At 36.3% G+C, this 23,700-nt stretch carries 15 protein-coding genes; 14 read left to right on the plus strand and 1 reads right to left on the minus strand.

From position 1 onward, the window contains the following. Positions 1-16 precede the first annotated feature (16 nt). From L1I30_RS03790 to L1I30_RS03855, 14 genes are all read left to right on the plus strand, one after another. The gene (locus tag L1I30_RS03790; protein ID WP_236132916.1) at positions 17-1,567 is read left to right on the plus strand and encodes a PKD-like family lipoprotein; all 1,551 of its coding nucleotides are present in this window, start codon (positions 17-19) and stop codon (positions 1,565-1,567) included. Positions 1,568-1,734: 167 nt separating this feature from the next. Continuing rightward, a complete protein-coding gene (locus L1I30_RS03795; RefSeq protein WP_236132917.1) occupies positions 1,735-4,002 on the plus strand; it encodes a DUF4350 domain-containing protein in 2,268 nt (755 codons plus the stop codon). A 25-nt stretch (positions 4,003-4,027) separates the two neighbouring features. Next, positions 4,028-4,993: an ABC transporter ATP-binding protein gene (locus L1I30_RS03800; protein ID WP_236132918.1), complete on the plus strand. Its 966-nt coding sequence runs from the start codon at positions 4,028-4,030 to the stop codon at positions 4,991-4,993. Between the two features lie 12 nt (positions 4,994-5,005). Further along, the gene (locus L1I30_RS03805; protein ID WP_236132919.1) at positions 5,006-7,270 is read left to right on the plus strand and encodes a Gldg family protein; all 2,265 of its coding nucleotides are present in this window, start codon (positions 5,006-5,008) and stop codon (positions 7,268-7,270) included. A gap of 74 nt (positions 7,271-7,344) precedes the next feature. Beyond that, complete coding sequence (locus L1I30_RS03810; RefSeq protein WP_236132920.1) at positions 7,345-10,161, plus strand: M16 family metallopeptidase; 2,817 nt, start codon at positions 7,345-7,347, stop codon at positions 10,159-10,161. 324 nt (positions 10,162-10,485) lie between these two features. Next, positions 10,486-11,070 carry an RNA polymerase sigma-70 factor gene (locus L1I30_RS03815; RefSeq protein ID WP_236132921.1) on the plus strand — a complete coding sequence of 195 codons (585 nt, stop codon included), beginning with the start codon at positions 10,486-10,488 and terminating at the stop codon, positions 11,068-11,070. 92 nt (positions 11,071-11,162) lie between these two features. Further along, positions 11,163-12,101 carry a FecR family protein gene (locus L1I30_RS03820; RefSeq protein ID WP_236132922.1) on the plus strand — a complete coding sequence of 313 codons (939 nt, stop codon included), beginning with the start codon at positions 11,163-11,165 and terminating at the stop codon, positions 12,099-12,101. 159 nt (positions 12,102-12,260) lie between these two features. Then, complete coding sequence (locus tag L1I30_RS03825) at positions 12,261-15,626, plus strand: SusC/RagA family TonB-linked outer membrane protein (protein ID WP_308444042.1); 3,366 nt, start codon at positions 12,261-12,263, stop codon at positions 15,624-15,626. Positions 15,627-15,637: 11 nt separating this feature from the next. After that, on the plus strand, positions 15,638-17,071 hold the full coding sequence (locus L1I30_RS03830; protein ID WP_236132924.1) for a SusD/RagB family nutrient-binding outer membrane lipoprotein: 1,434 nt from the start codon (positions 15,638-15,640) through the stop codon (positions 17,069-17,071). Positions 17,072-17,079: 8 nt separating this feature from the next. After that, positions 17,080-18,654: a calcineurin-like phosphoesterase C-terminal domain-containing protein gene (locus L1I30_RS03835; protein WP_236132925.1), complete on the plus strand. Its 1,575-nt coding sequence runs from the start codon at positions 17,080-17,082 to the stop codon at positions 18,652-18,654. A 71-nt stretch (positions 18,655-18,725) separates the two neighbouring features. Beyond that, positions 18,726-19,634, plus strand: a complete 909-nt coding sequence (locus L1I30_RS03840; RefSeq protein ID WP_236132926.1) for a glycerophosphodiester phosphodiesterase family protein — start codon at positions 18,726-18,728, stop codon at positions 19,632-19,634. Positions 19,635-19,768: 134 nt separating this feature from the next. Further along, positions 19,769-20,338, plus strand: coding sequence for a lipid-binding SYLF domain-containing protein (locus L1I30_RS03845; protein ID WP_236132927.1), 570 nt, complete (start codon positions 19,769-19,771; stop codon positions 20,336-20,338). Between the two features lie 162 nt (positions 20,339-20,500). Then, positions 20,501-21,514 (plus strand): LacI family DNA-binding transcriptional regulator, encoded by a 1,014-nt coding sequence (locus L1I30_RS03850; protein ID WP_236132928.1) that lies wholly within the window; start codon positions 20,501-20,503, stop codon positions 21,512-21,514. 106 nt (positions 21,515-21,620) lie between these two features. Beyond that, positions 21,621-22,295, plus strand: a complete 675-nt coding sequence (locus tag L1I30_RS03855; protein ID WP_236132929.1) for a haloacid dehalogenase type II — start codon at positions 21,621-21,623, stop codon at positions 22,293-22,295. 26 nt (positions 22,296-22,321) lie between these two features. Here L1I30_RS03855 and L1I30_RS03860 read toward each other — a convergent pair whose 3' ends face one another. Next, positions 22,322-23,695: an FAD-containing oxidoreductase gene (locus L1I30_RS03860; protein ID WP_236132930.1), complete on the minus strand. Its 1,374-nt coding sequence runs from the start codon at positions 23,693-23,695 to the stop codon at positions 22,322-22,324. Between the last annotated feature and the right edge of the window lie 5 nt (positions 23,696-23,700).

Here is a 23,700-nt window from a genome sequence, read left to right on the forward strand (position 1 = left end):
GTGCTAAATAACTATTATGAAAAAAATCAAAAACATATATATACTAGGCTTAGTCATCATAATTGGTCTGTTCTCTTCATGTTTTAAGGACACCACTATTATGGACCTAATGGAAATTGAAGGTGTGGTTATTGACACGACTGGAATGACGGATTTTTCTGTGTATCAGTTTGAGCACCTCATTGTAGAACCAAATTTGAATACTTCTTTAACTGAAGAAAACTTGAGTTTTGAATGGAGGATCAATCTGGAACCGGGAGATACAATTTATGAAACTATTGGAACAGAAAGGAATTTAAATTTTGAGGTTGACTTTAAACCCAATGTGTCAGGCAAAAAACATCAGTTGCTATATACAGTTACAGATGAAAATACCGGTTTAGATTATATCATGGCGTGGCCCCTTACAGTAAAAAATAATATTGGAGAAGGTCTTGTAATTGCAGAGACTAGTGACGGTATAACTACCGACATCAGCCATATAATGTCTCCACAGGTTACAGCTGACTATTCGCAAGTGAGCGTTAAACATCATGTCTATTCTTCTATAAATGGAAATAGGATTCCAGGCTTGATTAAGCAAATGAGATTTGGTAATATATATGGCGTTGATGCATTGATAGGAATAACAGATAATAGTGTTGTAAGAATAAATACATTGGACTATACATTTGCCGGAGAAAACGATGATCTCTTCTTCACCAGTACTCAAAATTATCAGCCACAGGCATTAGGTGTTTCTGTTCAAGCCGATATTTATATTGGTAACGGTAAGCTAACGTCAACTTACATGGGTGCTTCTAAGAAATTCGGATTACCTTTTGATGCGGATTATTCTGTTCCTGATCATGTAGCTATAAATCCTTTCAATTACTACCCCTTACCGGTGAGGGTAAGTTTTTACGATGAAGAGATTGAGAAATTTATTTACATCCCTTCCCTTTCAAGTTGGGGAGATAGGAATTTTTATGAAACCCCTGGGGTAACAGGTGGGGTTTTTAATCCTTCCAATCTGGAAAATAAAATAAATCTGGTTTCTGGAGTAAGTACAGAAGGAGACTTTAGGCACCTGTTAAAAGATACCTTTACAGGTGAAATAGGCTTGTACGTTTTAACTGGCGGAGTAGATAACTACCCTGAAGCATTGATCCCCCCCGCTCCAAAAGCGTTCTATGATATGTCGAATGCCCCTGGAATTAATGAGGCTACAGAGTTTGTTTTCATGGATAATCAAAAGGTGCTTTATTATGCTACCTCCACAAAGATCTATGCAATGCTCTATAGCTCTGATTCTCCTGTTTTTGAGGAGAGGTATACTGTCCCTGCTGGAGAAGAGATCACAACCCTTCAGGTGTATACTCAAGCCGATTATCCTTTTAGAGCTGAAGGAGGAGACTCCCCATATTTGGAGACGAATAATAAGCAACTTATATTATCTACTTACGGTAGTGAAGGTAAAGTTTACCTATTACCGTTAGTAAATACTGGTGTTGGAAATATTGATGATTCAAATATCAAGGTGTTTACTGGATTTGACCGTATAACGGCCATTACTACTCAATTATAACGATTAGGTTGGGGTTTCATTGGTTATCGGGGGCCTTTTAGGTTCCTGGTATCCTCTGGAAGTGATAAGAGAATATTCTTTAAAATGAAAATTGTATTAAAATACTGCTTGCATTAAACTTGACGGGCCTGCTGTAGCCTGCTCTAAATTGAACAAATATTATTTAAATGAAGAAGATTTATAAGATAGCGAAGCTTGAGTTGAGTATATTATTTTACTCTCCAATTGCCTGGATTGTATTGATAATTTTTATCGTCCAGTGTGGGGTGACCTTCACAGGTTTAATTGATGTAAGGGAAACCAGTCAACAATTAGGTCAAAATTTAAAAGGCTTAACAGTAGATGTTTTTGGTGGGAATCAAGGATTTTTTGCAGCAGTGCAGAATAAGTTATATCTATATATCCCCTTGTTAACCATGGGCTTAATGAGTCGCGAAATAAGTAGTGGGTCTATTAAATTATTATATTCTTCGCCTATTACCAATCAGAAAATCATTTTTGGTAAATTTTTAGCAATGATGCTCTATGGGTTATTATTAGTTATAATATTAGGTAGCATTGTCGCTGCAGGATTAATTTCTATAGAGTCTCTTGATGTAAAATTCGTATTGGGTGGAGTATTGGGATTATACCTTTTAATATGTGCTTATTCAGCTATAGGGCTGTTTATGTCCAGTCTTACTTCATATCAAGTAGTTGCAGCCATAAGCACCCTTGCCGTTTTAGCCGCTCTTAACTTTGTAGGAAATATTGGTCAAAGTATCGATTATGTTCGTGATATAACCTATTGGATAAGTATAACAGGTAGGGCAGATAATTTTATTAATGGTCTTATTAGCAGTAAGGATGTAATTTATTTCCTATTAGTTATTGGGTTATTTCTAGCTCTAACAATAACGAGGTTAAATAGTGGGAGGGTTTCGCGCTCAGGAATCATTAAGACAGGGAAATATGCAACCTTCGTGATTGCGGTTCTTCTAATAGGATATATAAGCTCTTTACCTGCTTTTGATGGCTATTATGATACAACTCGTTTTAAGGATAGAACTTTAACAGAAAATAGCCAGGAGCTAATTAAAAGACTTGATAAACCTGTAAGTATAGATACTTATGTAAACGTAATTAATAGTTTTTCACATTTAGGATCACCGAAATTCAGAATTTTCGATCTGAATAAATTCAATCAGTACACTCGTTTTCTTCCAGATCTTGATATAAAATATACCACTTACTACGATTCAACTCTTAATGCTAGAGATAATACTCCTATGACCTTGCCTGAAAGGGCCAAAAGATCTGCCACTGCTTATGGTTTTGATTATGACAAAATCTTAAGTCCGGAGGAACTTAGGGCCAATGTTGATTTAAGGCACGAGGAGAATATGTTTGTCCGGAAAGTGCGTTATGGAAATAAAGAGACCAGTCTTCGAATGTTTTATGATATGTTAACCTATCCTGGAGAGGCAGAAATTTCAGCCGCTCTCAAAAGGCTAATAACTTCCCCGGCGGTGGTTGGTGTATTAACCGGAAAAGATGAAAGAGATATTAACAAAACGGGAGATAAGGGATATAAAGATATTTTCAACTCCCTTAACTCAAGAGGTTCATTGATTAATCAAGGTTTTGATGTTGTTGAGGTCAAAATAAATTCCCTTTCACAATCCTCTACTAATCTCACAGTATTAGTAATAGCCGATCCATTTGGAATATACTCGGAAGAGGAAATAAGCAAAATTAATACCTACATTGATAATGGAGGTAACCTTATAATAGCAGGAGAACCGGGAAAACAAGACAACTTCAATCCCCTCTTACATCAACTTGGTCTCGCATATACAGGGGGTACACTCCTTCAGGAAAGTGAAGATTATGAGCTGGATTTATTACAAACACATATTACCGAAGAAGCTACTTCCCTAGATTTTAATCTCTCTGCAAAGGATATAATTAGTTTTTCAGGTGCCGTGGGTATCTCTGTAAATGAATCTTCACAATTTGACATAATTCCAGTCATTACTACTGAGGAAGATAAGGTGTGGAATAAAGAGGGGGAATTTGATCTAGAAACCGATGAAATTAAATTCGGAAAAGGGCTGGACACGAAAACAATAGTCCCCGTCGGGATGGCTTTAACAAGAAAGCATTCAGAAAAGCAACAAAAAATAATGGTATTCGGGGATGCAGATTTTATGAGTAATGGAGAATTGGGAAGATTTAATTTGCGCACAGAGAATTATAAATTCATTATTCAAATGTTCAAATGGTTTAGTGGCAATGAGTATCCTATAGACACTTCACGCCCTGACCCGATTGATAATAGAATTTTGCTTTCAAGAAGTCAAATTTCGTGGATGGAAACTTTCTTTTTAGGCTTATTCCCGGTTTCTATTGCATTGTCTGGAGCATTTCTTCTTATAAGGAGAAAACGAAAATAAAAAAATAACAGTAAAAATATTAGAGATGGAAGGAAGTATAGCACAAATAAAACACCTCTCACATAGATACAGTAAAGACTGGGCTATTAGAGATATCAATTTTGAAATATCAAATAAAGGAATTTTGGGATTGCTAGGATCTAACGGTGCTGGTAAATCAACTACCATGAATATTCTTTGTGGGGTTATTAACCAAACAGAAGGTGAGGCTTTTATAGATGGAATTAATGTTAGAGAGAATCCGGTAGAGGCCAAGAAATTAATTGGATTTCTGCCTCAGAAAGCACCTTTACATTTAGAATTAACAGTAGATGAATATCTAACTCATTGTGCTCATTTAAGATCAATCCCAACAGAAAAAATTAAAACCGCTCTAGAACTTGCAAAGGCGAAGTGTGGGATTAGTCATTTCAGTAAGCGGGTTTTGCGCAATCTTTCAGGAGGGTATCAGCAAAGAGTTGGCTTAGCACAGGCTATAATTCATAACCCTAAGTTGGTAGTTCTAGACGAACCTACTAACGGGTTGGACCCAAATCAAATACTGGAGGTAAGAAAATTAATTAAAGAAATTGCAGAGGACAGAGCAGTTATTCTCTCTACACATATACTGTCAGAAGTTCAAGCAACCTGTGATAATATAGTAATGATAGAAAATGGCCAAACTGTATTTTCTGATACGCTCTATGCTTTTAATAATTATATAGAGCCAGATACACTCATTATGGAAATGGAAAATGCTCCATCTAATGATGAATTGCTTTCTATACATGGTGTAACCGGAGTAGAAATAATAAATAAAAATAAACTTAGAATAAGGTTTAGCACTGGCCCAGAAATTACGAAAACTTTAATTGCTACCTGTGTAATGAAAAATTGGCCATTAACTGAGATTTATCTTGAAAAAACCTCTTTGGACGGAGTATTTGCTCAGCTATCAAAAAAGCCTCAAGATAAATTCACTGAGACTATTTCTGAAATTTCCGGAAATTAAAAAGAACTAATAATGAAAAAAATATTTAGAATAGCCCGGTTAGAGCTAAGCATTCTTTTTTATTCTCCAATTGCTTGGCTTATACTTATAATTTTTATCGTTCAAACTGGCCTAACGTTTACAGAGCTTTTGTATTCTCAGGAAACAAACCAGCAGTTGGGAAGACCTCTTAATGTACTTTCTAAAGTACTGTTTGCCGGTGAGGATGGTATTCTAGCCACGGTTCAAAGAAATTTATACCTATATATTCCATTGCTTACTATGGGGCTGTTCAGCCGGGAAACTAGCAGTGGCAGTTTTAAATTGTTATTGTCCTCACCGGTAAGTGTTTCTCAAATAGTATTCGGTAAGTTTTTATCAATGATGGGATATGCCTTTTTGTTATGTCTTATTCTGGCAAGTTTTATAATTTCAGGACTAATCTCCATTGAAGCTCTAGATATTAAATTTGTATTGGGAGGTGTATTTGGTATTTATCTATTGATTTGTGCGTATTCGGCTATAGGCTTATTTATGTCCAGTCTTACAACATATCAGGTAGTAGCGGCAATTAGTACTCTTGCTATTTTAGCCGCTCTTAATTTCGTAGGGAATTTGGGTCAGAGTTATGATTTTGTGCGAGATATAACCTATTGGTTGTCAATATCGGGTAGAGCAGATAATTTTGTCAATGGTCTAGTTAGCAGTAAAGATATTATTTATTTCCTACTTGTAATAGGACTTTTTATTAGTCTTGCCATACTTAAACTTAAGGATGAAAGAAAATCAAGAACGAAGCCTGTAAAAATCATTCGCTATACCTCGCTTATATTGATGGTTGTTGCCATAGGCTACATTTCTTCCTTACCAACAATTAACGTCTATTATGATTCTACTAGATTTAAAGATAGAACTCTTACTGAAACATCACAGGAAATTGTAACTAAGTTAAATAAGCCGGTAAATATTACCACTTATGTTAATGTGGTTCATTATAGCGCTGGGTACGGAGCGCCTAAAAACAGGATAAAAGATCTTAACCAGTTTGAGCAATACAGAAGATTTTTACCAGAAATGGAAATGAAGTACGTTACTTATTACGACACCTTGGTAAGGTACAACGATACAACTAAAACTTTATTGGAAAAAGCTAAAAGAGCTGCGTCTGCTCATAAATTCAATTTTGATGATTTATTAAGCCCTGTTGAAATAAAAGAAAAGATTAATCTTATTCCTGAAGATAATCGATTAGTGCGTATACTAGAATATAATGGTAAAAGTACTCCATTAAGGATGTTTGATGATATGTTGGTGTATCCTAAGGAAGCGGAAATTTCAGCAGCTTTAAAGCGTTTAGTTGAAAAGCCTGGCCTAGTAGGGGTTATTTCTGGAAATGGAGAACGTGGTACGAATACCATGGAAGATGGATCTTATAAGATAATAACAAAAGGTTTAAATGTTAGGGGCTCATTGCTAAATCAGGGGTTTGATATTGTTGATATCCCCCTTAATTCTACTAAAGAAATCCCTGAAAATCTTGATGTACTAGTACTAGCTGATCCAAAAAAAGAATATTCTCCAGCACAAATTGATAAAATATCCCATTTTATTAAAAGCGGAGGGAACCTTATGATTGCAGGGGAGCCTGACAGAAGGGAGCTTATAAATCCAATTCTTAAAACAATAGGGCTAAAATTGATAGAAGGGACTTTGCTTCAGGAAACTGAAAATTATGAATACGATCTTATTCAAGGAGATTTTACATCTTATGCTCCAAAATTTGGACAGTCGTTTTATGAAAAAGCCATTGTTAGTTTTCCAGGAGCTGGTGCTATAATTTATAATGATAGTACCGATTTCGATATTTCGCCCATTCTCGTTTCAGATCCTACAAGTGTTTGGAATAAGCTTGGGGATTTTGATCTGGATACTCAAAAAATAGAATTTGATCCAGCAACAGATCAAAAAAATACCGCTGCTTTAGCCGTAGCGCTGGAGAGACAGGTAAATGGAAAGAACCAAAAAATCATGGTATTTGGAGATGCTGATTTCATGGGAAATAGCGAAATGACAAGGAACAATTTGAATACCGTCAATTCTTCTTTTGTAGTACGGATGTTCAGATGGTTTAGTAATGGGAAATATCCTGTTAATACTGCAAGACCGGCAGCTTTAGACAAGACTATTCTGGTTTCTCGTTCAGAGATAGAGATAATGAAAGGAATTTATGCAGGATTATTCCCTGTGCTTATTGGTGGGCTGGGAATGTTCATATTAATTCGACGAAAAAGACAGTAATAAAATTTTCCAGCTACCTATTTTCTGAGTTTATCAGTAAATGGGAATGTATTAATGAATGCAAAATAAAAATTATGCAAAAAATAATAATTGTACTATTTCTTTTTCTTATTTGTGGGATAAGTGTTTTTTCCCAAGAAGAGAACAGCTTAAATAGAATCCCTTTAGATACAGCCGTAAAAATTGGGAAATTGCCTAACGGAATAACCTATTATATTAGAAAGAATTCAGAGCCACGAGAACGGGCAGAGTTAAATTTAGTTATAAAAGCAGGTTCCCTACAGGAAAATGACCTTCAAAAAGGTTTAGCTCATTTTACCGAACACATGGCATTCAATGGTACAAAAAGTTTTCCGAAGAACGATCTTATAGATTATTTACAGAAGTCTGGAGTGAGGTTCGGTGCTGATCTTAATGCTTATACCGGATTTGATGAAACGGTTTATCAACTCCCTATTCCCACAGATGATCCAAAACTTTTGGAGTCAGCATTTCAAATTCTTTCTGAATGGGCAGGAGATATCTCTTTTGAAGCAGAAGAGATAGAGAATGAAAGAGGGGTGATTATAGAAGAAGAAAGACAACGAGGAAAAAATGTTTCAGAAAGGCTTAGTAAGAAATTAATGCCCATTTTGCTTGCAAATTCCAGATATAGGGATCGTCTCCCAATTGGGGAAACAGCTGTCATTAATAATTTTGAACATAAAACGCTAAAAGCTTATTATAATGATTATTACCGGCCAGAACTTCAAGCTGTTATTGCTGTGGGGGATTTTAAAATAGAGATGGTAGAAGAGCTAATAATTAAAAACTTTTCATCTTTAACAGAAAAAGGTAATTCTCCGGAATTAAAGGAATATCTCATTCCGAATAATCTTGAACCATTAGTTAAAATTGCCACCGATCCAGAGTTCCCTTACACGGTAGCTTCAATTATTTATAAGCATCCTGAAACAATTACGAGAACAGAAGGCGATTTTAGAAATGCTATAATTCGCAGTGCTGCAAGTAGTATGATCTCTAATAGGGTGCAGGAAATGGTTAAAAATGGAAATGCTCCATTTTTAGATGCCGGCGTTGGTTACGGCCCGTTTCAAGGAGGTATGGTTAAAATGGATGCTTTTTCCATTCAGGTAGTTGCTAAAAAACCTGAGGAATTGAAGGAAGCTATAGATGGTATTATGAATGAGATTGATAAAATGCTAAAGTTTGGTTTTACTGAAACAGAGTTTGAGAGAGTGAAAACAACCTTTATGACATCCATAGAGAAGAGCTTAATGGAAAAAGATAAGATATCGTCTGCAGGATACCTTAAGCAATATTTAAAACATTTTACCTCCGGAGCGGCTATAATGAGTTTGGATTATTCTTATGATTTCTATAAGAATAATTTAGAAAAAATTACTCTTAAGGAAGTAAATGAAATGGGAGCTAGCTTTATTACTGCAGAAAATCAGATCATTCTGGTGCAAGCTCCTGAGGAAAGCAAAGATGCTTTACCTAGTGAAAAGACTCTTAGTGCTTGGGTAAACAATAAAAATAGAAGTGTTTCTGAATATATAGATGACATAATAGATGCTCCGCTAATAGAAGATAAATTACTAGGGGCTAAGGTGATAAAGTCCAAAGTTCATAAATCTATAAAAACTACCGAGGTGGAACTTTCTAATGGGGTGCGTATTGTATTGAAACCCACAGATTTTAAGAACGATGAAATTCTGTTCACCGCATTTAGTCCGGGAGGGGTATCCCTGGCGAAAGAAGCTGAAATAACATCAGCAAAGATGGCTGATAATATTATAGCTTCTTCGGGAATAGGAAAGTTTAATTCTAACCAACTTAGCAAACTTCTTACAGGAAAATCTTTGGGAGTGGGTCCATATATTGGTACATATTCGGAAGGTATTAAAGGCTTCTCTTCTAAAAAAGATATCGAGTCCGCTCTTAAGTTGATCTATCTTTATTTCAGCCACCCCAGAAAAGATACTGTTGCATTTAATAGAGTAATGGAAAATACCAGAGTAGCTATTGAGGGTAAATCTTCTAACCCAATGTCCGTTTTTCAAGACACAATAAATACCGCAATGAATGGTTTGGGGGCCTGGGCGGCAAGTACTACCTTAAAGAGTCTTGAAAAAGTTTCTTTAGATAAATCTTATAATTTTTATCAGGAGAGATTTGCAGATATTGGAGACTTCACATTTTTATTTGTAGGTAATTTTAAGACGGAACAGCTTCTTCCTCTTTTAGAAAAATATCTTGGATCTTTGCCCTCTAAAAATAATAAAGAATCGTTTAGAGATATTGGCTTAAAACCTTTGCCCGGTAAAGTAGTTAAAAAGGTATATAGGGGTTTAGAAGATAAAGCAGTAGTAGTTCTTTCTTATCACGATAAGTATAAATATTCAAAAGATAATAACTTAAAATTAAAAGCGCTTAAATCGGCGTTAGAAACTAGATTATTAGAAAGGCTCCGAGAAAAGGAGAGTGGAGTTTATAGTCCATCGGTAAGTCTTAGCTATGTTAAAATACCTTCACCATATTATTCGCTGGCCGTTTCTTTTAGTTGTGCAAGTGATAGAGTTGAACAGCTGGTTGAAGCTACCCGACAAGAAATTGAAGCTATGCGTGCTGAGGGGCCTACGTCGCTAGAAATTGATAAGTTTGTCGCTCAGGAAAAAAGACAGCATGAAGTGGCATTAAGAACTAATAATTTTTGGCTTAGTTACTTAAAGAATGTTTATGCTAAAGAAAGTGATATTAATAGTGTTAATACTTACTCTAGACGATTGGATAATTTGAAGGCACAAAAAATGAAAAAATCTGCAAGAAAATTGTTGGATACCGAGGGAAGTCAGGAGTTAATACTTTTACCTGAGAATAAAAAATAAGTATTACAGCTTATATAATTGATTAGCCAACATAGATCAATTTTTGTGATACTCCGCATTTTTTTTAATGTGGAGTATCGTCATTTCTAAGAAGCATAATTATATTTTCTACTTATACTACCGTTACAGGAGGTAATTGAAATTATTTAATAACCCCTTGCCAATCAATTTTTAAGTTAGTGTACTATTTCAATATAAATACCTAATTTTCTTTGCAGTAACCCTTTTGAGGTTCCAAAATTTAAAAATTACTTAACCAAAGCTTAAACAAGATTGAACGGTTTAAGTTGCGGGATTGTTTTCATTTGTTATACCTGCAAACAAATGGAAAAAGAACTTGCTACATTAACCGATACAGAACTTTACTGTCTTTTTAAGGACAATAATTCTTTGGCTTTTGAAGCGATTTTTGATAAATACTGGAAAAGGCTCTATGGTTATGCCTATCGAATTTACCAGGACGAACCAATTTGTGAGGATATTGTACAGGAGGTCTTCATCAGTTTATGGGAAAAGCTCTCCAACACTGAGATTCTTCACTTAGAAGGTTATTTATTCCGAGCAGTAAAATACAAAATCGCAAATCATATTCGAGATCTTAAATTCACCGATCTGCATGAAAAGATCATTCTCGAAATTCCCCATTCCTCAGCTGCTTCAAGGAATATGGAATTTCAAGAATTTGAAGGACACATAAAAAATCTAATTGATAAACTTCCTCCTAAATGTAGAGAGGTTTTTACTTTAAGCAGGTACGAGCAACTTTCTAATATGGAAATTGCTGAAAAATTAGACCTTTCCATTCGTACTGTAGAAACTCATATTAGCAAAGCATTGAAATTCCTTAAAAGCAATATTGATGCTTCCCATATCTCCATCATTATTACCACAATGTTTCTTGAACGTTAGGCCGCTTCCTTTTCTATTACCAAAACATTAACCTTGTTTTTTTCTCTACGTGTGGTAGGTCATTTATGTGACTTACTGGTAAAAGACACATTTTGAGATTAGAAGAATTCAAAAATTTAGCTGATAAATACGGAAGACAAAAGGCAAGTAGTCAAGAAAAACTATCTATGGATATATTTCTATCAAAAGTACAAAAAGCCAATAGTAGTCTTGTCGTTCCACTTTCTTCAGAAAAAAGAGAAAAGCTATTAAATACAATCAATAACAGAATTCATAAACCATCAAGAAACAGGTTGTGGGTAAAAAGATCCTATGGCATAGCCGCTATTTTTGCGGCAATTATCACACTCGCTTTTTTCACCGACTTATTTTCATCGAAGGTCACCACGATTATTGCTGAGAAGGGAGAGAAAAAAGAAATAAAGCTCGACGATGGAAGTGTTATTTTGCTTAATGGAAATAGTCAGTTGTCTTATAATCACGACTTTACTGAAGCTCGTTTGGTTAAACTTAAAGGGGAAGCCTTCTTTAAGGTGGCCAAAAATCCTGAAAAACCTTTTATAGTAGAAAGTTCAAGTCTTCGTACTAGAGTTTTAGGAACTTCTTTTAACATAAAAAATTATGAAGGCGAACGGGCCGTAGTGAGTGTGAACACCGGAAGAGTAGAAGTAACTCCCAAAGCTTACCCGAAAAAGAAAGTTATACTGACTAAAAATGAGCAGGTAACGTATACAAGAAATTTTAGTGCCAGGGTAAGCAAGGAGAATAGTGAAGATTTCAATGCATGGACACGTAAAATGATAATTCTTAAACAAGCCAGTTTAGGGAGCACCGCCACGATTCTGGAAAACTGGTACAATGTTCATATCAACTTTGCGCAGGATAGCCTGAGAACTTTAAAAATTACCGGAAAATTTAAAGATGAAAAACTGAAGAACATCTTAAAAAGCATTGCCTTAATAAAGAACCTACAAATAGATTCTACCAATCAAAAACACATAATTATAAGAACAAAACCAGCTGCTGAATAACAAAAAAATCCACCGCTGTTGCCGCAGCAGTGGATCTATAAAAATCAAGACTACAAATATTAATCTATAGCCAAAATAGTAATGAATACTAAACTACGATTTTTTAGAAAACTTCTTAAACAGAGAAACATTTATATTCTTAGTTGTTTTCTAATATTTATGGGAACCAGTAAAACCCAAGCAAAAAATCAGAATCTAAATGAAATTTTAATAGAGCTTCAGGTAAAAGAAGTCCTTCTTCCTGAACTTTTTCAAGCAATTGAGTCAAAAACCGAAGTCACATTCGTTTTTGATGAAAAAGTTTCAAAATCAAAAGAAACCTTCACTTTTAGCGGGGAGAACTTACAGCTTTCCTCTATTCTACAAAACGTAAGTAAAAAAACTAATTTCAAGTTTAAGAAGATCAACAATACCATTACCGTAATAGAGAATGATCAAATTAGTATAAGTGGTAAAGTGCTAGATAATTACAATCTTCCATTACCAGGCGCGACAGTAGTAGAAAAGGGAACTTCGAATGGCACAAATACTGATTTTGACGGGAATTTTAAACTGAATGTCTCTTCCTCTCCGGCCATCGTTGAAATCTCGTTTATGGGTTTCGAAACACAGGAAGTTGAAGCTACTGCCAATACATTTTTAGAAGTTATTTTGAAGGAAAACACGAATTCCCTTAGCGAGGTAGTTGTAACAGCTCTTGGAATTAAAAGAGAGGAAAAAAAATTGGGATTCTCGCAAGCCACTGTAGGTTCTGAAAGTCTTGCCCAGGCCATGCCTACCAACTGGTCTTCAGGTTTAAAAGGAAAAGTGGCCGGATTAAATATTGTTTCTGCGGGATCGGGACCCTTAAATTCTCAGCAAATTACACTTAGAGGAAATAATTCTTTGAACCCGGATGGAAATTATGCCCTTATCGTGGTAGATGGGGTTCCTGTTAATACTGAAATGACTACTTCTGGTGCAACCTCAGCCTACACTGGAGATTCCTCACCGGTAGATTATGGAAATGGGATTTCCGATCTTAACTTAGAAGACATCGAAAGTGTATCGGTATTAAAAGGTCCTGGGGCTACAGCACTTTATGGGAGTCGTGCCGCTAATGGTGCCTTGATAATTACTACTAAATCGGGTAAGAAATCCAACGGATTGGGAATAACTTATAACAGTAGTATTAGCATCGATAATATACAGCGTTGGCCAGACTGGCAATATGAGTACGGTCAAGGAACCGGTAAATACTTTGACGATGAGGGAAATCCTTATTATTCCTATGGAAGCTCGGAAGATGGAAATAATACCGGAAGTACAAGTAGCGCCTGGGGGCCTAACTTCGATGGACAGTATTATTATCAGTACGATCCTACGGTTGAAGGTCAGTCTGTAGAAAGACAACTTTGGAGAGGATACAAAGACAATAGAAAAGCCTTTTGGAGAACCGGAGTTACCACCAATAATAATGTTTCCCTGCAAGGCGGAGACGATAACGGTTCGATGAGAGCTTCGGTAGGATATCAAAAAAATGAATGGATCATGCCTAATACTGGCTATGATCGTATTACGGCATCCATCAATGCAAATTATAAGATATCCGACAAGATCAAAATTGGTTCGGTAATCAACTATAACAATCGTCAAAGTGATAACCTTCCCAGTACAGGGTATAATAATGGAAGCATTGCATATTTTATGATCTTTCAAAATCCAAATGTCGATCTAGACTGGTACCGTCCTATTTGGCAAGAAGGACAAGACCAAATTCAGCAAATTCAACCATTTAGTTCTTATATAGATAACCCTTATTTAATTGCTTATGAGGCAACAAATGCCTTAGCCAGCGATCAGATAGTTGGAAATATCTATAGCAATGTTGAACTAACTCCACATTTAAATTTGATGCTTAGAACATCATTGAATACCTATCATCAAGATAGGGAGCAAAGACGACCTTACAGCATTAACCGCTATGCTCAAGGATTCTTTAAAACTCAAGATGTATGGAAGCAGGAAGTGAATTCAGATTTTTTACTGACTTATGAAAATACTTTAAGCAAAGACCTTGATCTTTCAGTTTCGGCAGGAGGAAATGCGATGGACTATAAGTACAGAAGAACAGATGCTTCGGTTGATGGTTTGGTGGTTCCGGGAGTATATAAATTAGCAAATGGCATTAATAATCCGCAAATTAAGACCTACGACCGTAACAAGAAGGTAAACAGCTTATATGGATTGGCTACACTTTCTTTTAAAGATCAAATATTCCTTGATATAACAGGAAGAAATGACTGGTCAAGTACATTACCCGTAGAAAACAATTCATTTTTCTATCCTTCGGCAAATGCAAGTTTCATTCTTTCTGAAATGATGAATCTTCAGGGAGCAGTGAACTATCTAAAATATCGCTTTTCTTTTGCTGAAGTAGGTAATGATACCGACCCATATAAAACCAGTAAATACTATAGCCAGAACGAATTTGCAAGTTCAGCAACAACTCCATTAACACTATATAATGCCAACTTTAAACCTGAAATAACCACGAGTTATGAAACAGGAATCGAAGCTAAATTATTTGATGGTAGAATAGGCTTGGATGCCACAGTATATGAAACTTCAACCAAGAACCAGATCATTTCAGTGCCCTTAGATATCACTACCGGATATAGCTCGGGAGTACTCAATTCAGGTGAGGTTCGTAATCGTGGTGTAGAATTGACTTTAAAGGCTAAGATCTTAAAATCCAGTAATTTCAGTTGGACTTCGAGCTTAACCTGGTCCAGAAACTGGAATAAAGTAATGGAGCTGGCAGATGGTATCGAGGGACAACAGGAAATAGGCTCCGGAGGAAACGCTACCCTAATTGCTAAGGTAGGAGGAACCACTACCGCCATTTATGGGTATGGATTTGTTCGTTCTCCCCAAGGAGAGATTGTATATGATAATAAAGGTTTACCTGCCTACCCAGATGAGATACAGTATATAGGAGACGCCAGCCCCGATTGGAAAGTAGGACTTTATAATAGCTTTAAAATTGGGAAGTTAGGTGTAAATGTGATGTTAGACGGGCAGTATGGTGGAATTATCTATTCACAAACACATCACAAACTCACGCAGCAGGGGAAATTAAGATCTAATTTCGAAGGTCGTGAAGATGGCTTTATAATAGGTGAAGGTGTGGTAATAAATGAAGATGGTTCCTATTCTCCTAACACTACTGAAGCTGTTACCCCAGATTGGTATAATAGATATTACAGAAGAGCAAATGTAGAATCCAACTCTTTTGATGCCTCCTGGATGAAGTTAAGAGAAATTAGTTTACAATACGATTTCTCTAAGAAAACCCTTCGTAATACGGGCATACAGGGCTTAAGCCTATCACTATTTGGAAGAAATCTGGCAACGGTGAGCGATTTTCCTATCTACGATCCTGAGACTGCCGCCCTAAATGGGGACACTATTTTACCGGGAGTAGAGATGGGGCAAATGCCATCTCCGGCTACCTACGGATTCAATTTAAAACTGAACTTATAAGTCAATTTATAATGAGAAAATTAAAATCATTTCTATTAAGTATAATCGCTGTAGTTGCTGTTGTGGCATGTACCAGCAATTTTGATGAGATCAACGAAGACCCTAACCGCATTGCTCAAATTAGTCCGGGAACGCTTATTAACCCTATCATTTACGGGTTAGCAGCACATAACGCAGATAGAAGTGCCAGCATCACTTTCGATCTAATGCAGGTTTCCCTGCCATTTCCAAGTGTTTCTGGGGGTTTGCACAGGTATGATGTAAGCCAAAATATTGGAAATTCTTCCTGGTACCATTATTACAAATGGGCCAATAATATTCGCGAAATGCGCATGGCTGCTGAAAAGGCGGAAGATGAAAATTACCTTGCCATTGCTCTAACATTAAATGCATGGGTGTACAGTAATTTAACCGACATATTTGGTCCCGTGCCAATGATGGAAGCATCAACTGGAGAAGAGGGAAATTTTTATCCCGCATTCGATAGTCAGGAATTTATCTACGAGATTCTTTTGCAAGACCTGGAAAGAGCTAACGAGTTATATCAGGTAGATGAAAAAATGGTGTATGCCGAGGATATCCTTTTTCACAATGATGTTTCAAAATGGCAAAAATTCACCAATTCTTTACACATGCGTTTGTTGTTAAGAATTTCAGAGAGAGCTGAAACCAATGCTTTTCAGCAGTTAACGGCCATGGTTAATAACCCCGAGGTGTATCCCGTATTTGAGAGTACAGAGGAATCTGCCATTTTGAAAGTTACCGGGGTAACCCCCAATGTTTCGCCTTGGGGAAGGCCACAGGATTTTAGATTAAGTGTGAAAATGGCCGACTTTTTTGTAGAGAACCTTAATGAACTTGAAGACTCAAGAAGGCCGATTATAGCTACTTTGGCTAAGAATGAGGCCAATGAAAATATTGGCTATAAAGGGATTCCCAGCGCCTACGATGGGCCTGAATCTCAGTTTGAATACAATGCTTCAACATTTAATATCGAGCAGGTAACCAATCCTATGAAAATTGTACTATTGCCTTATTCTGAAGTTGAATTTATAAAAGCTGAACTTGCCCAAAGAGGTTTTATTGAAGATGCTAAAACTCATTATGAAAAAGGAGTGCAGGCGGCCTTTGAACAATTAGAAGCTGAATTTTCGGCAAATTATTTTGAAAATGAGCTTGCTGCCTATAATGACAGCCTTGAAAGAATTATGCTCCAAAAATACTACGCGCTTTATTTTGTAGATTATCAGCAGTGGTTTGAATATCGAAGAACAGGTTTTCCCGAGCTCCCTACAACTGATGCCATGTTTAATGATAAAAAGATGCCTGTAAGATTCTATTATCCTTCCGATATTCAGGTAAATAATAGTGAGAATTATAGTAAAGCGGTAGAAATGCTTGGTGGCAGCGATGATATTAATACAAAAGTTTGGTGGGACCAATAAAACTAGATATGAAAAAAATAATTACAGGAATTGGGTTACTACTCTTTAGTTTGAACATCTTAGGGCAAGATATTGCTAAAGGTTATGTTTTTGAAGATATCAACCTTAACGGAAAAAAAGACCGAAAAGAACAGGGTATCCCACAGGTTTCGGTTTCCAACGGAACTCAGGTAGTACAAACAGATAAGAAAGGAAAATATGAACTTCCCATAACCAATGATAATATCATTTTTGTGATAAAGCCGGAAGGATATGCTACAAAGCTTAATGAAAATAACCTTCCGCAGTTCTATTACATCCATAAACCGGAGGGTTCTCCCAAGTCTAAATTTTCAGGAGTACAACCCACCGGGAAATTGCCAAGATCAGTAAATTTTGCGCTAACTCTTTCTGAAGAAAAAGAAGCGTTAACAGCCTTGGTGTTTGGAGACCCACAGCCATACAATGTTCAGGAAATTGAATATTTTACGAAGGGGATTATTTCCGAAGTTGACGGAATTAAAAATATTCCTTTCGGATTAAGTTTAGGAGACCTTGTAGGCAATAACCTGGAACTTTTTGAGCCTTATATAAAAGCCGTGCAAAAAGTTGGGATTCCGTGGTATAATGTGATGGGTAATCATGATATGAATTTTGATGCCCCACAAGATCATTTGAGTGATGAAACCTACGAAGCTCACTTCGGACCGGCAAATTATTCATTTAATTACGGGAAAGTGCACTTTATAATAATGGACGATATTCTTTATCCCGACCCCAGAGACGAAAAAGGGTATTGGGGAGGTTTTAGAAAAGATCAGTTAGATTTTATAGAGAACGACTTAAAGTATGTTAACAAGGATAAACTGATTGTTTTGGCCTGGCATATCCCTTTGCTGGAACCTACAGGGGAGGATACTTTCAAAAATGAAGATAAACAGCGGTTGTTTACCATGTTAAGTGAATTTCCGCATACTTTGTCCTTATCGGCCCACACGCATATTCAGCGTCAGGATTTCTTCGGAGAGCAAGATGGCTTCATTAGAGATGTACAACATCATGAATATAACGTAGGAACTACCTCGGGCGATTGGTATTCAGGAAAGCTTGATGAGCAGGGCATACCCATTTCTGTAATGCGAGATGGTACTCCAAAAGGCTACGCTTTTATTCATTTTGATGGGAATAAGTATCAAACCGATTATAAGGTTGCGGGCAAGGAAAAGGATTTTCAAATGAAAATTTTTGCTCCCAAGGTAGTGGCAACGGGAAGGAATACACAGGCAGGGATATTTGTGAATTTCTTTATGGGAAAAGAAGATGATGAGGTATTATATAGAATAGATGGAGGAGATTGGAAATCTATGGAATATACAGCCACCAAAGACCCTTCTTATGAAATTCTTGTTTATGAATGGGATCTTGCCGAACAATTAATGCCGGGAAGACGTTCTTCTAATCCTATAAACAGTACACATTTATGGCGCGGAAATATTCCGACTAAACTGAAACCAGGGAAACATACTATAGAGATTAAGGCTACCGATATGTTTGGGAAAACATACACAGCTACCACTAGCTATCAACTGGAAAACCCACGATAATTAATTTGAGTTTTTGTTTAAGTCCGTTATAAGTTTAGATTTTATAGCGGACTTTTTTAAATCTAATACATATGAAAAGAATTAAATACCATGCGTTTTTGCTGCTTCTTTTACTTGCATCTTGCAAAAATGTAGAACAAAACGAGACACAAATAATTACTGAAGATTCAAAAATTGAAGTTCAGGGACATCGAGGTCAGCGAGGGCATTCCCCCGAGAACAGTATCTCCGGATTTTTAGCCGCTATTGAAAAAGGAGTAGATGTGGTTGAAATGGATGTTGTTATGTCTAAAGACGGAGAAATTGTAGTGAGCCACGAACCTTTTATGTCTTCATTATACATGTTAACCCCGGCCGGCGATACTATTGCGAAGTCGGAAGAGCTAAATTATAATCTCTATGCTATGACGTACGATAGCATTAGGAGATTTGATAGTGGTAGTAAGGGAAACAAACTATTTCCGCTGCAACAAACAAAGAAAACCTATAAACCTTTGCTTACAGAGGTGATAGATAGCATCGAGAGTTATGTGCATTCAAACCGTTTAAATGAAATAGGTTATAATATTGAAATAAAATCTGGAGAATCTGAATATGGGAAATCTCAGCCACAACCAAAAGAATTTGTGAAAGCGATAATGAATATTCTGAAGGGATCACCAATTATTTCCAGAATGAATATCCAGTCTTTCGATATAAACATTCTTGAAGAAATGCATAAAAGCTATCCAGAAGTGAAATTAGCTTATTTAGTGGGCCACGGTAATTTTGAAGAAAACATGGAGAGGATTAGTTTTCAGCCAGAGATATATAGTCCGCATTTTAAGCTACTTAATAAGAAAGAAGTAAATTCCATTAAAGGAGTTGGCATGAAAGTTATTCCCTGGACCGTAAACGAGCAGGCAGATATAGATGCGGTAAAAGCTATGGGAGTAAATGGTATTATCACCGATTTCCCGGAGAGAGTGATTTCCCAGTAAATTTAAATAAACCCAGCATAATTTTTTTAAAGCTTTAACGCAAATGCTAATGGAAAGTGAAATAACAAGGGGTTAACAGCATCGTAGTGGCTTATGGACTAATTTTGTGGTAAATCAATTAAAAATTATTTATTATGAAAGCAATGAAAAGTTTCTACAAACCGGCTATAGCACTTATGTTAGTGATGTTCACCACTAATTTAATAGCTCAAACCGATGATGATGCTAATGAAGATATGCAGGATCGAAAAGAATTAGTGAGTGATGCTCAAAAAGCCAAAACCAAGTTTATAGCCAACAAGGGAAATATTGCCGAATTATTTACAAATGCAAAGGGATATGTTATTTTCCCAAATGTTGGTAAAGGTGCTTATGTTGTTGGAGGAGCTGCCGGAAATGGAGTTGTCTATGAAAATGGAGAGGTTATTGGCCTTGCTAAGCTTAGACAGGTTGATGTTGGATTGCAAATAGGAGGACAAGCCTTTAGACAGGTTATCTTTTTCCAAACAAAATCGGAGTTGGAAAGATTTAAAAAAGGAAATTTTGAGCTATCCGGAAATGCATCGGCCGTTGTACTTGAAGAAGGAAAAGCAAAGAGTATTGAATTTAGAGATGGAATTGCCGTAGTTACCATGCCTAAAGCAGGTGCGATGATAGAAATTTCTGTGGGAGGTCAAAAATTTGAATACGAAGATTGGGAATAATTTCTAAACTTTAGAAAATTTAAAAAGCCGATTCTTATTTCAAGAATCGGCTTTTTCTTTAATATCAGCACTAAATTATTATAAAAGCTAAAAAAACACATTCAAAAGCTGATTATATAAGAAACTTCTTTAATTTTAACGTTTACTCTAATTTGAGCCGTTATGAGATCTAAAATAACCCTAAAGGAACTTGCAAAACTATTGAACGTATCGGTTTCAACGGTTTCAAAATCGCTAAATGATAGTTCAGAAATAAGTCCCAAGACCATACAAAGGGTAAAGGAATTAGCAAAACTTCATAATTACAAGCCTAACCCCATGGCGGTGAACCTGAAGCATAAAAGAACCGGTAATATAGCGGTAATAGTACCCAATATTTCCAATCCTTTTTTTGCGAAGGTTTTGGCAGGAGTAGAGACAGAAGTGAGAAGCCTAGGTTTTCAGGTTATTACTTACATCTCAAATGAATCTCTTCAGTTAGAGCAGCAAATTACCGAACTTCTTTCCAACGGGATGGTAGATGGGTTGTTGATATCGGTTTCTGAAGAAACTCAAAGAACGGGAGACTATGAGCATTTGCACAGGCTAAAGGAATATGAGATTCCTGTAGTATTATTTGACAGGATTAATGTTGATATCGAATTGGACAAAGTGGGAGTTAATGATATGCGAAGTATCTACAACGCCGTTTCATTTTTATATTCGAAAAACATCAAAAAAATAGGATTGGTATGTGCTATTGGAGAAATTGGATTAGGGAAGCAGCGAATTGAAGGATATCTTTCAGCTTGCAAAGATCTAAATTTAGAGATGAAAGATAACTATGTGGTGGTCTCTGAAGATTATGCAGTTTTAAAGAAGGACTTAAAAGAATTGTTGAGACAGGAAGATATAGAAGCAATTATCGGGTTAGATTATATAAGTACGTTACTTGCTTCCAGAGTAGTTCAGGAATCCAATTTGAAAATTCCGTACGATATAAAAATTATTGGTTATGCAAATGCAGAGTATACAGAGTATTACTGGCCATCTATTAGTTATATAGATCAGCATCCAATGAAAATGGGAGCCACCGCTACTAACTTGCTGGTAGAACGAATTAAGGGAGTAGGAGAAAAAACCTATGAGAAGATATTAGAAACCGAATTGGTTCACTTTGATTCTACCGAATTTTAATCCATCCCCATTATTAAGCCAGAGTTAAACTTCTTTTAAATGAAGAGTAGGTGAATTTCAAGCTATTTCTTATTCGTAAATTGAAGCGATATTTAAATAGCCCAATATGTTACCAAAGCCTAAGTTGCTTATTTTCGATGTAAACGAAACTCTTTTAGATCTTTTCCCTCTTAAACAGGCGGTGAATAAATTGCTCGAAGATCCGGGAGCCTTCGATCTTTGGTTTTCCGGTTTACTGCATTATTCTTTGGTAGAAACTATAACTGGAAATTATCGAGATTTCGGAGAAATAGGAAAAGCTACTTTGCGAAAGATGGGTTTAAAATATAACAAACAAGTAAGTGATGCAGATTGTGAACATGTCTTGGAAAAGATTACGCGTTTACCTGCACATATTGATGTTGTAGAAGGATTGCAAATACTTAGGCAATGCGAATACAAATTGGTGGCTTTTTCAAATGGCGGTCTAAAAACACTTAAAGAGCAGCTTAAATTTGCCGAGATACATTATTTGTTTGATGAGGTATTGAGCGTTGAAAGTATCCAAAAATTCAAACCTCATCCTGAAACTTATCAATATGTATTAACTAAATTTCATTGCAAGCCTGAAGAGGCAATGCTTATTGCTGCTCATGATTGGGATGTAGCAGGAGCAATGCGAGCAGGTTTACAGGCAGGTTTTGTGAGTAGGCCGGGAAAGTTTTTATCCCCTACCGAAATGGAGCCTCGTTTGGAGGGTAAAACTATAAAACGGATAGCCAAAGATTTACTAATGTTATAAGCCCAGCGTAGCTATTCTGAAAAGTATTATTTTATACTTTCAAGTTTTTCCAGCATAGTTGGAATTAGTTCGCTAACAGTAGGGTGTATATGCACTGCATCTCTAAGAGCGGTATAGGAAGCTCCGGCATACATCATATCTATAATAGTGTGCACATATTCATCGGCACCTGTTCCTAAAAAACTTGCACCTAAAAATTTATTTGTCTCTTCTTCAACAAAGATCTTTAAAAGACCCTGTGTTTCACCTTTTTCCTTCGCTCTTGCAATTTCTGACATAGGTTTTTTTGCAAGCTTCGCTTTAATTCCTTTCCGGCGAATATCTTCTTCATTTAAGCCTACTCTGGCAATTGGCGGGTCGATAAATGCTGCATAACACAATATCCTATCCGACAAAAATCTTTTCTTCTCCTCAAATAAATGGGAATTCACTATTTGAAAATCGTTATAAGAGGTGTGGGTAAAGCCACCCTGTCCATTACAATCTCCCAATGCCCAGATATTATCTAAAGTGGTTTGTAGGCTGTTGTTCACTTTTATATATCCTCGCTCATCGGTATCAACACCAATTTTATCTAAACCTAAGTCCGAAGTATTTGGGATGCGTCCCGTGGCTAATAATAAATGTGATCCTGTGATGGAAGGGCTACCTTCGGCACAGTCTACATTAACTTCAATTCCTTTTCCAGATTTCTTAGCGCTGATACATTTTGAATTCAGTCTAATATGAATTTGTTCCTTTTTAAAGATATTGGCAATTTCCTGGGCCATGTCGTCATCTTCATGTTTCAGCAGTTTACTGCCTCTGTCTAAAATAGTAATCTTACTGCCAAAGCGGCGAAACATCTGTCCAAATTCCAATCCTATATAACCTCCTCCCACAACTATTAAATGTTCCGGGATTTCTTCAAGTTGCAAGATGGTCTCGTTTGTAAGATAATCGACCCCATTAAAGCCTTCAGGAATTCTTGGCCTACCGCCAACGTTGATGTAAATTTTCTCAGCAGTATAAGTAGTGTTATTTACTGCAATACTATTGCCATCAATAAACGTTGCCTTTCCATTAATAAGTGTAATATTTTCATTGCTCTCGAGCATTTCTTTAATACTGCTTCGGGATTCGCTAATAATATCCTCTTTACGCTGCTTTATTTGTTTCAAATCAATAGTGACGTCACCATTAATTTTAACACCCATATCGCTGCTGTTTTTAGCAATGTAAGCTCTTCGAGCATTCGCTACATAAGCTTTGGTAGGGGTGCACCCGTTGTTTACACATGTGCCTCCCACTTGTGACTTTTCAATAATACCTACTTTTAGACCGTTTTTAGCCATGCTAGCCGCGAGTGGAGTGCCCGCCTGCCCTGTTCCAATAATTATAGCATCAAAATCAAAAGTCATACTTT

The sequence above is a fragment of the Gillisia lutea genome (genome assembly GCF_021568705.1).
Taxonomy (GTDB): Bacteria; Bacteroidota; Bacteroidia; order Flavobacteriales; family Flavobacteriaceae; genus Gillisia; species Gillisia lutea.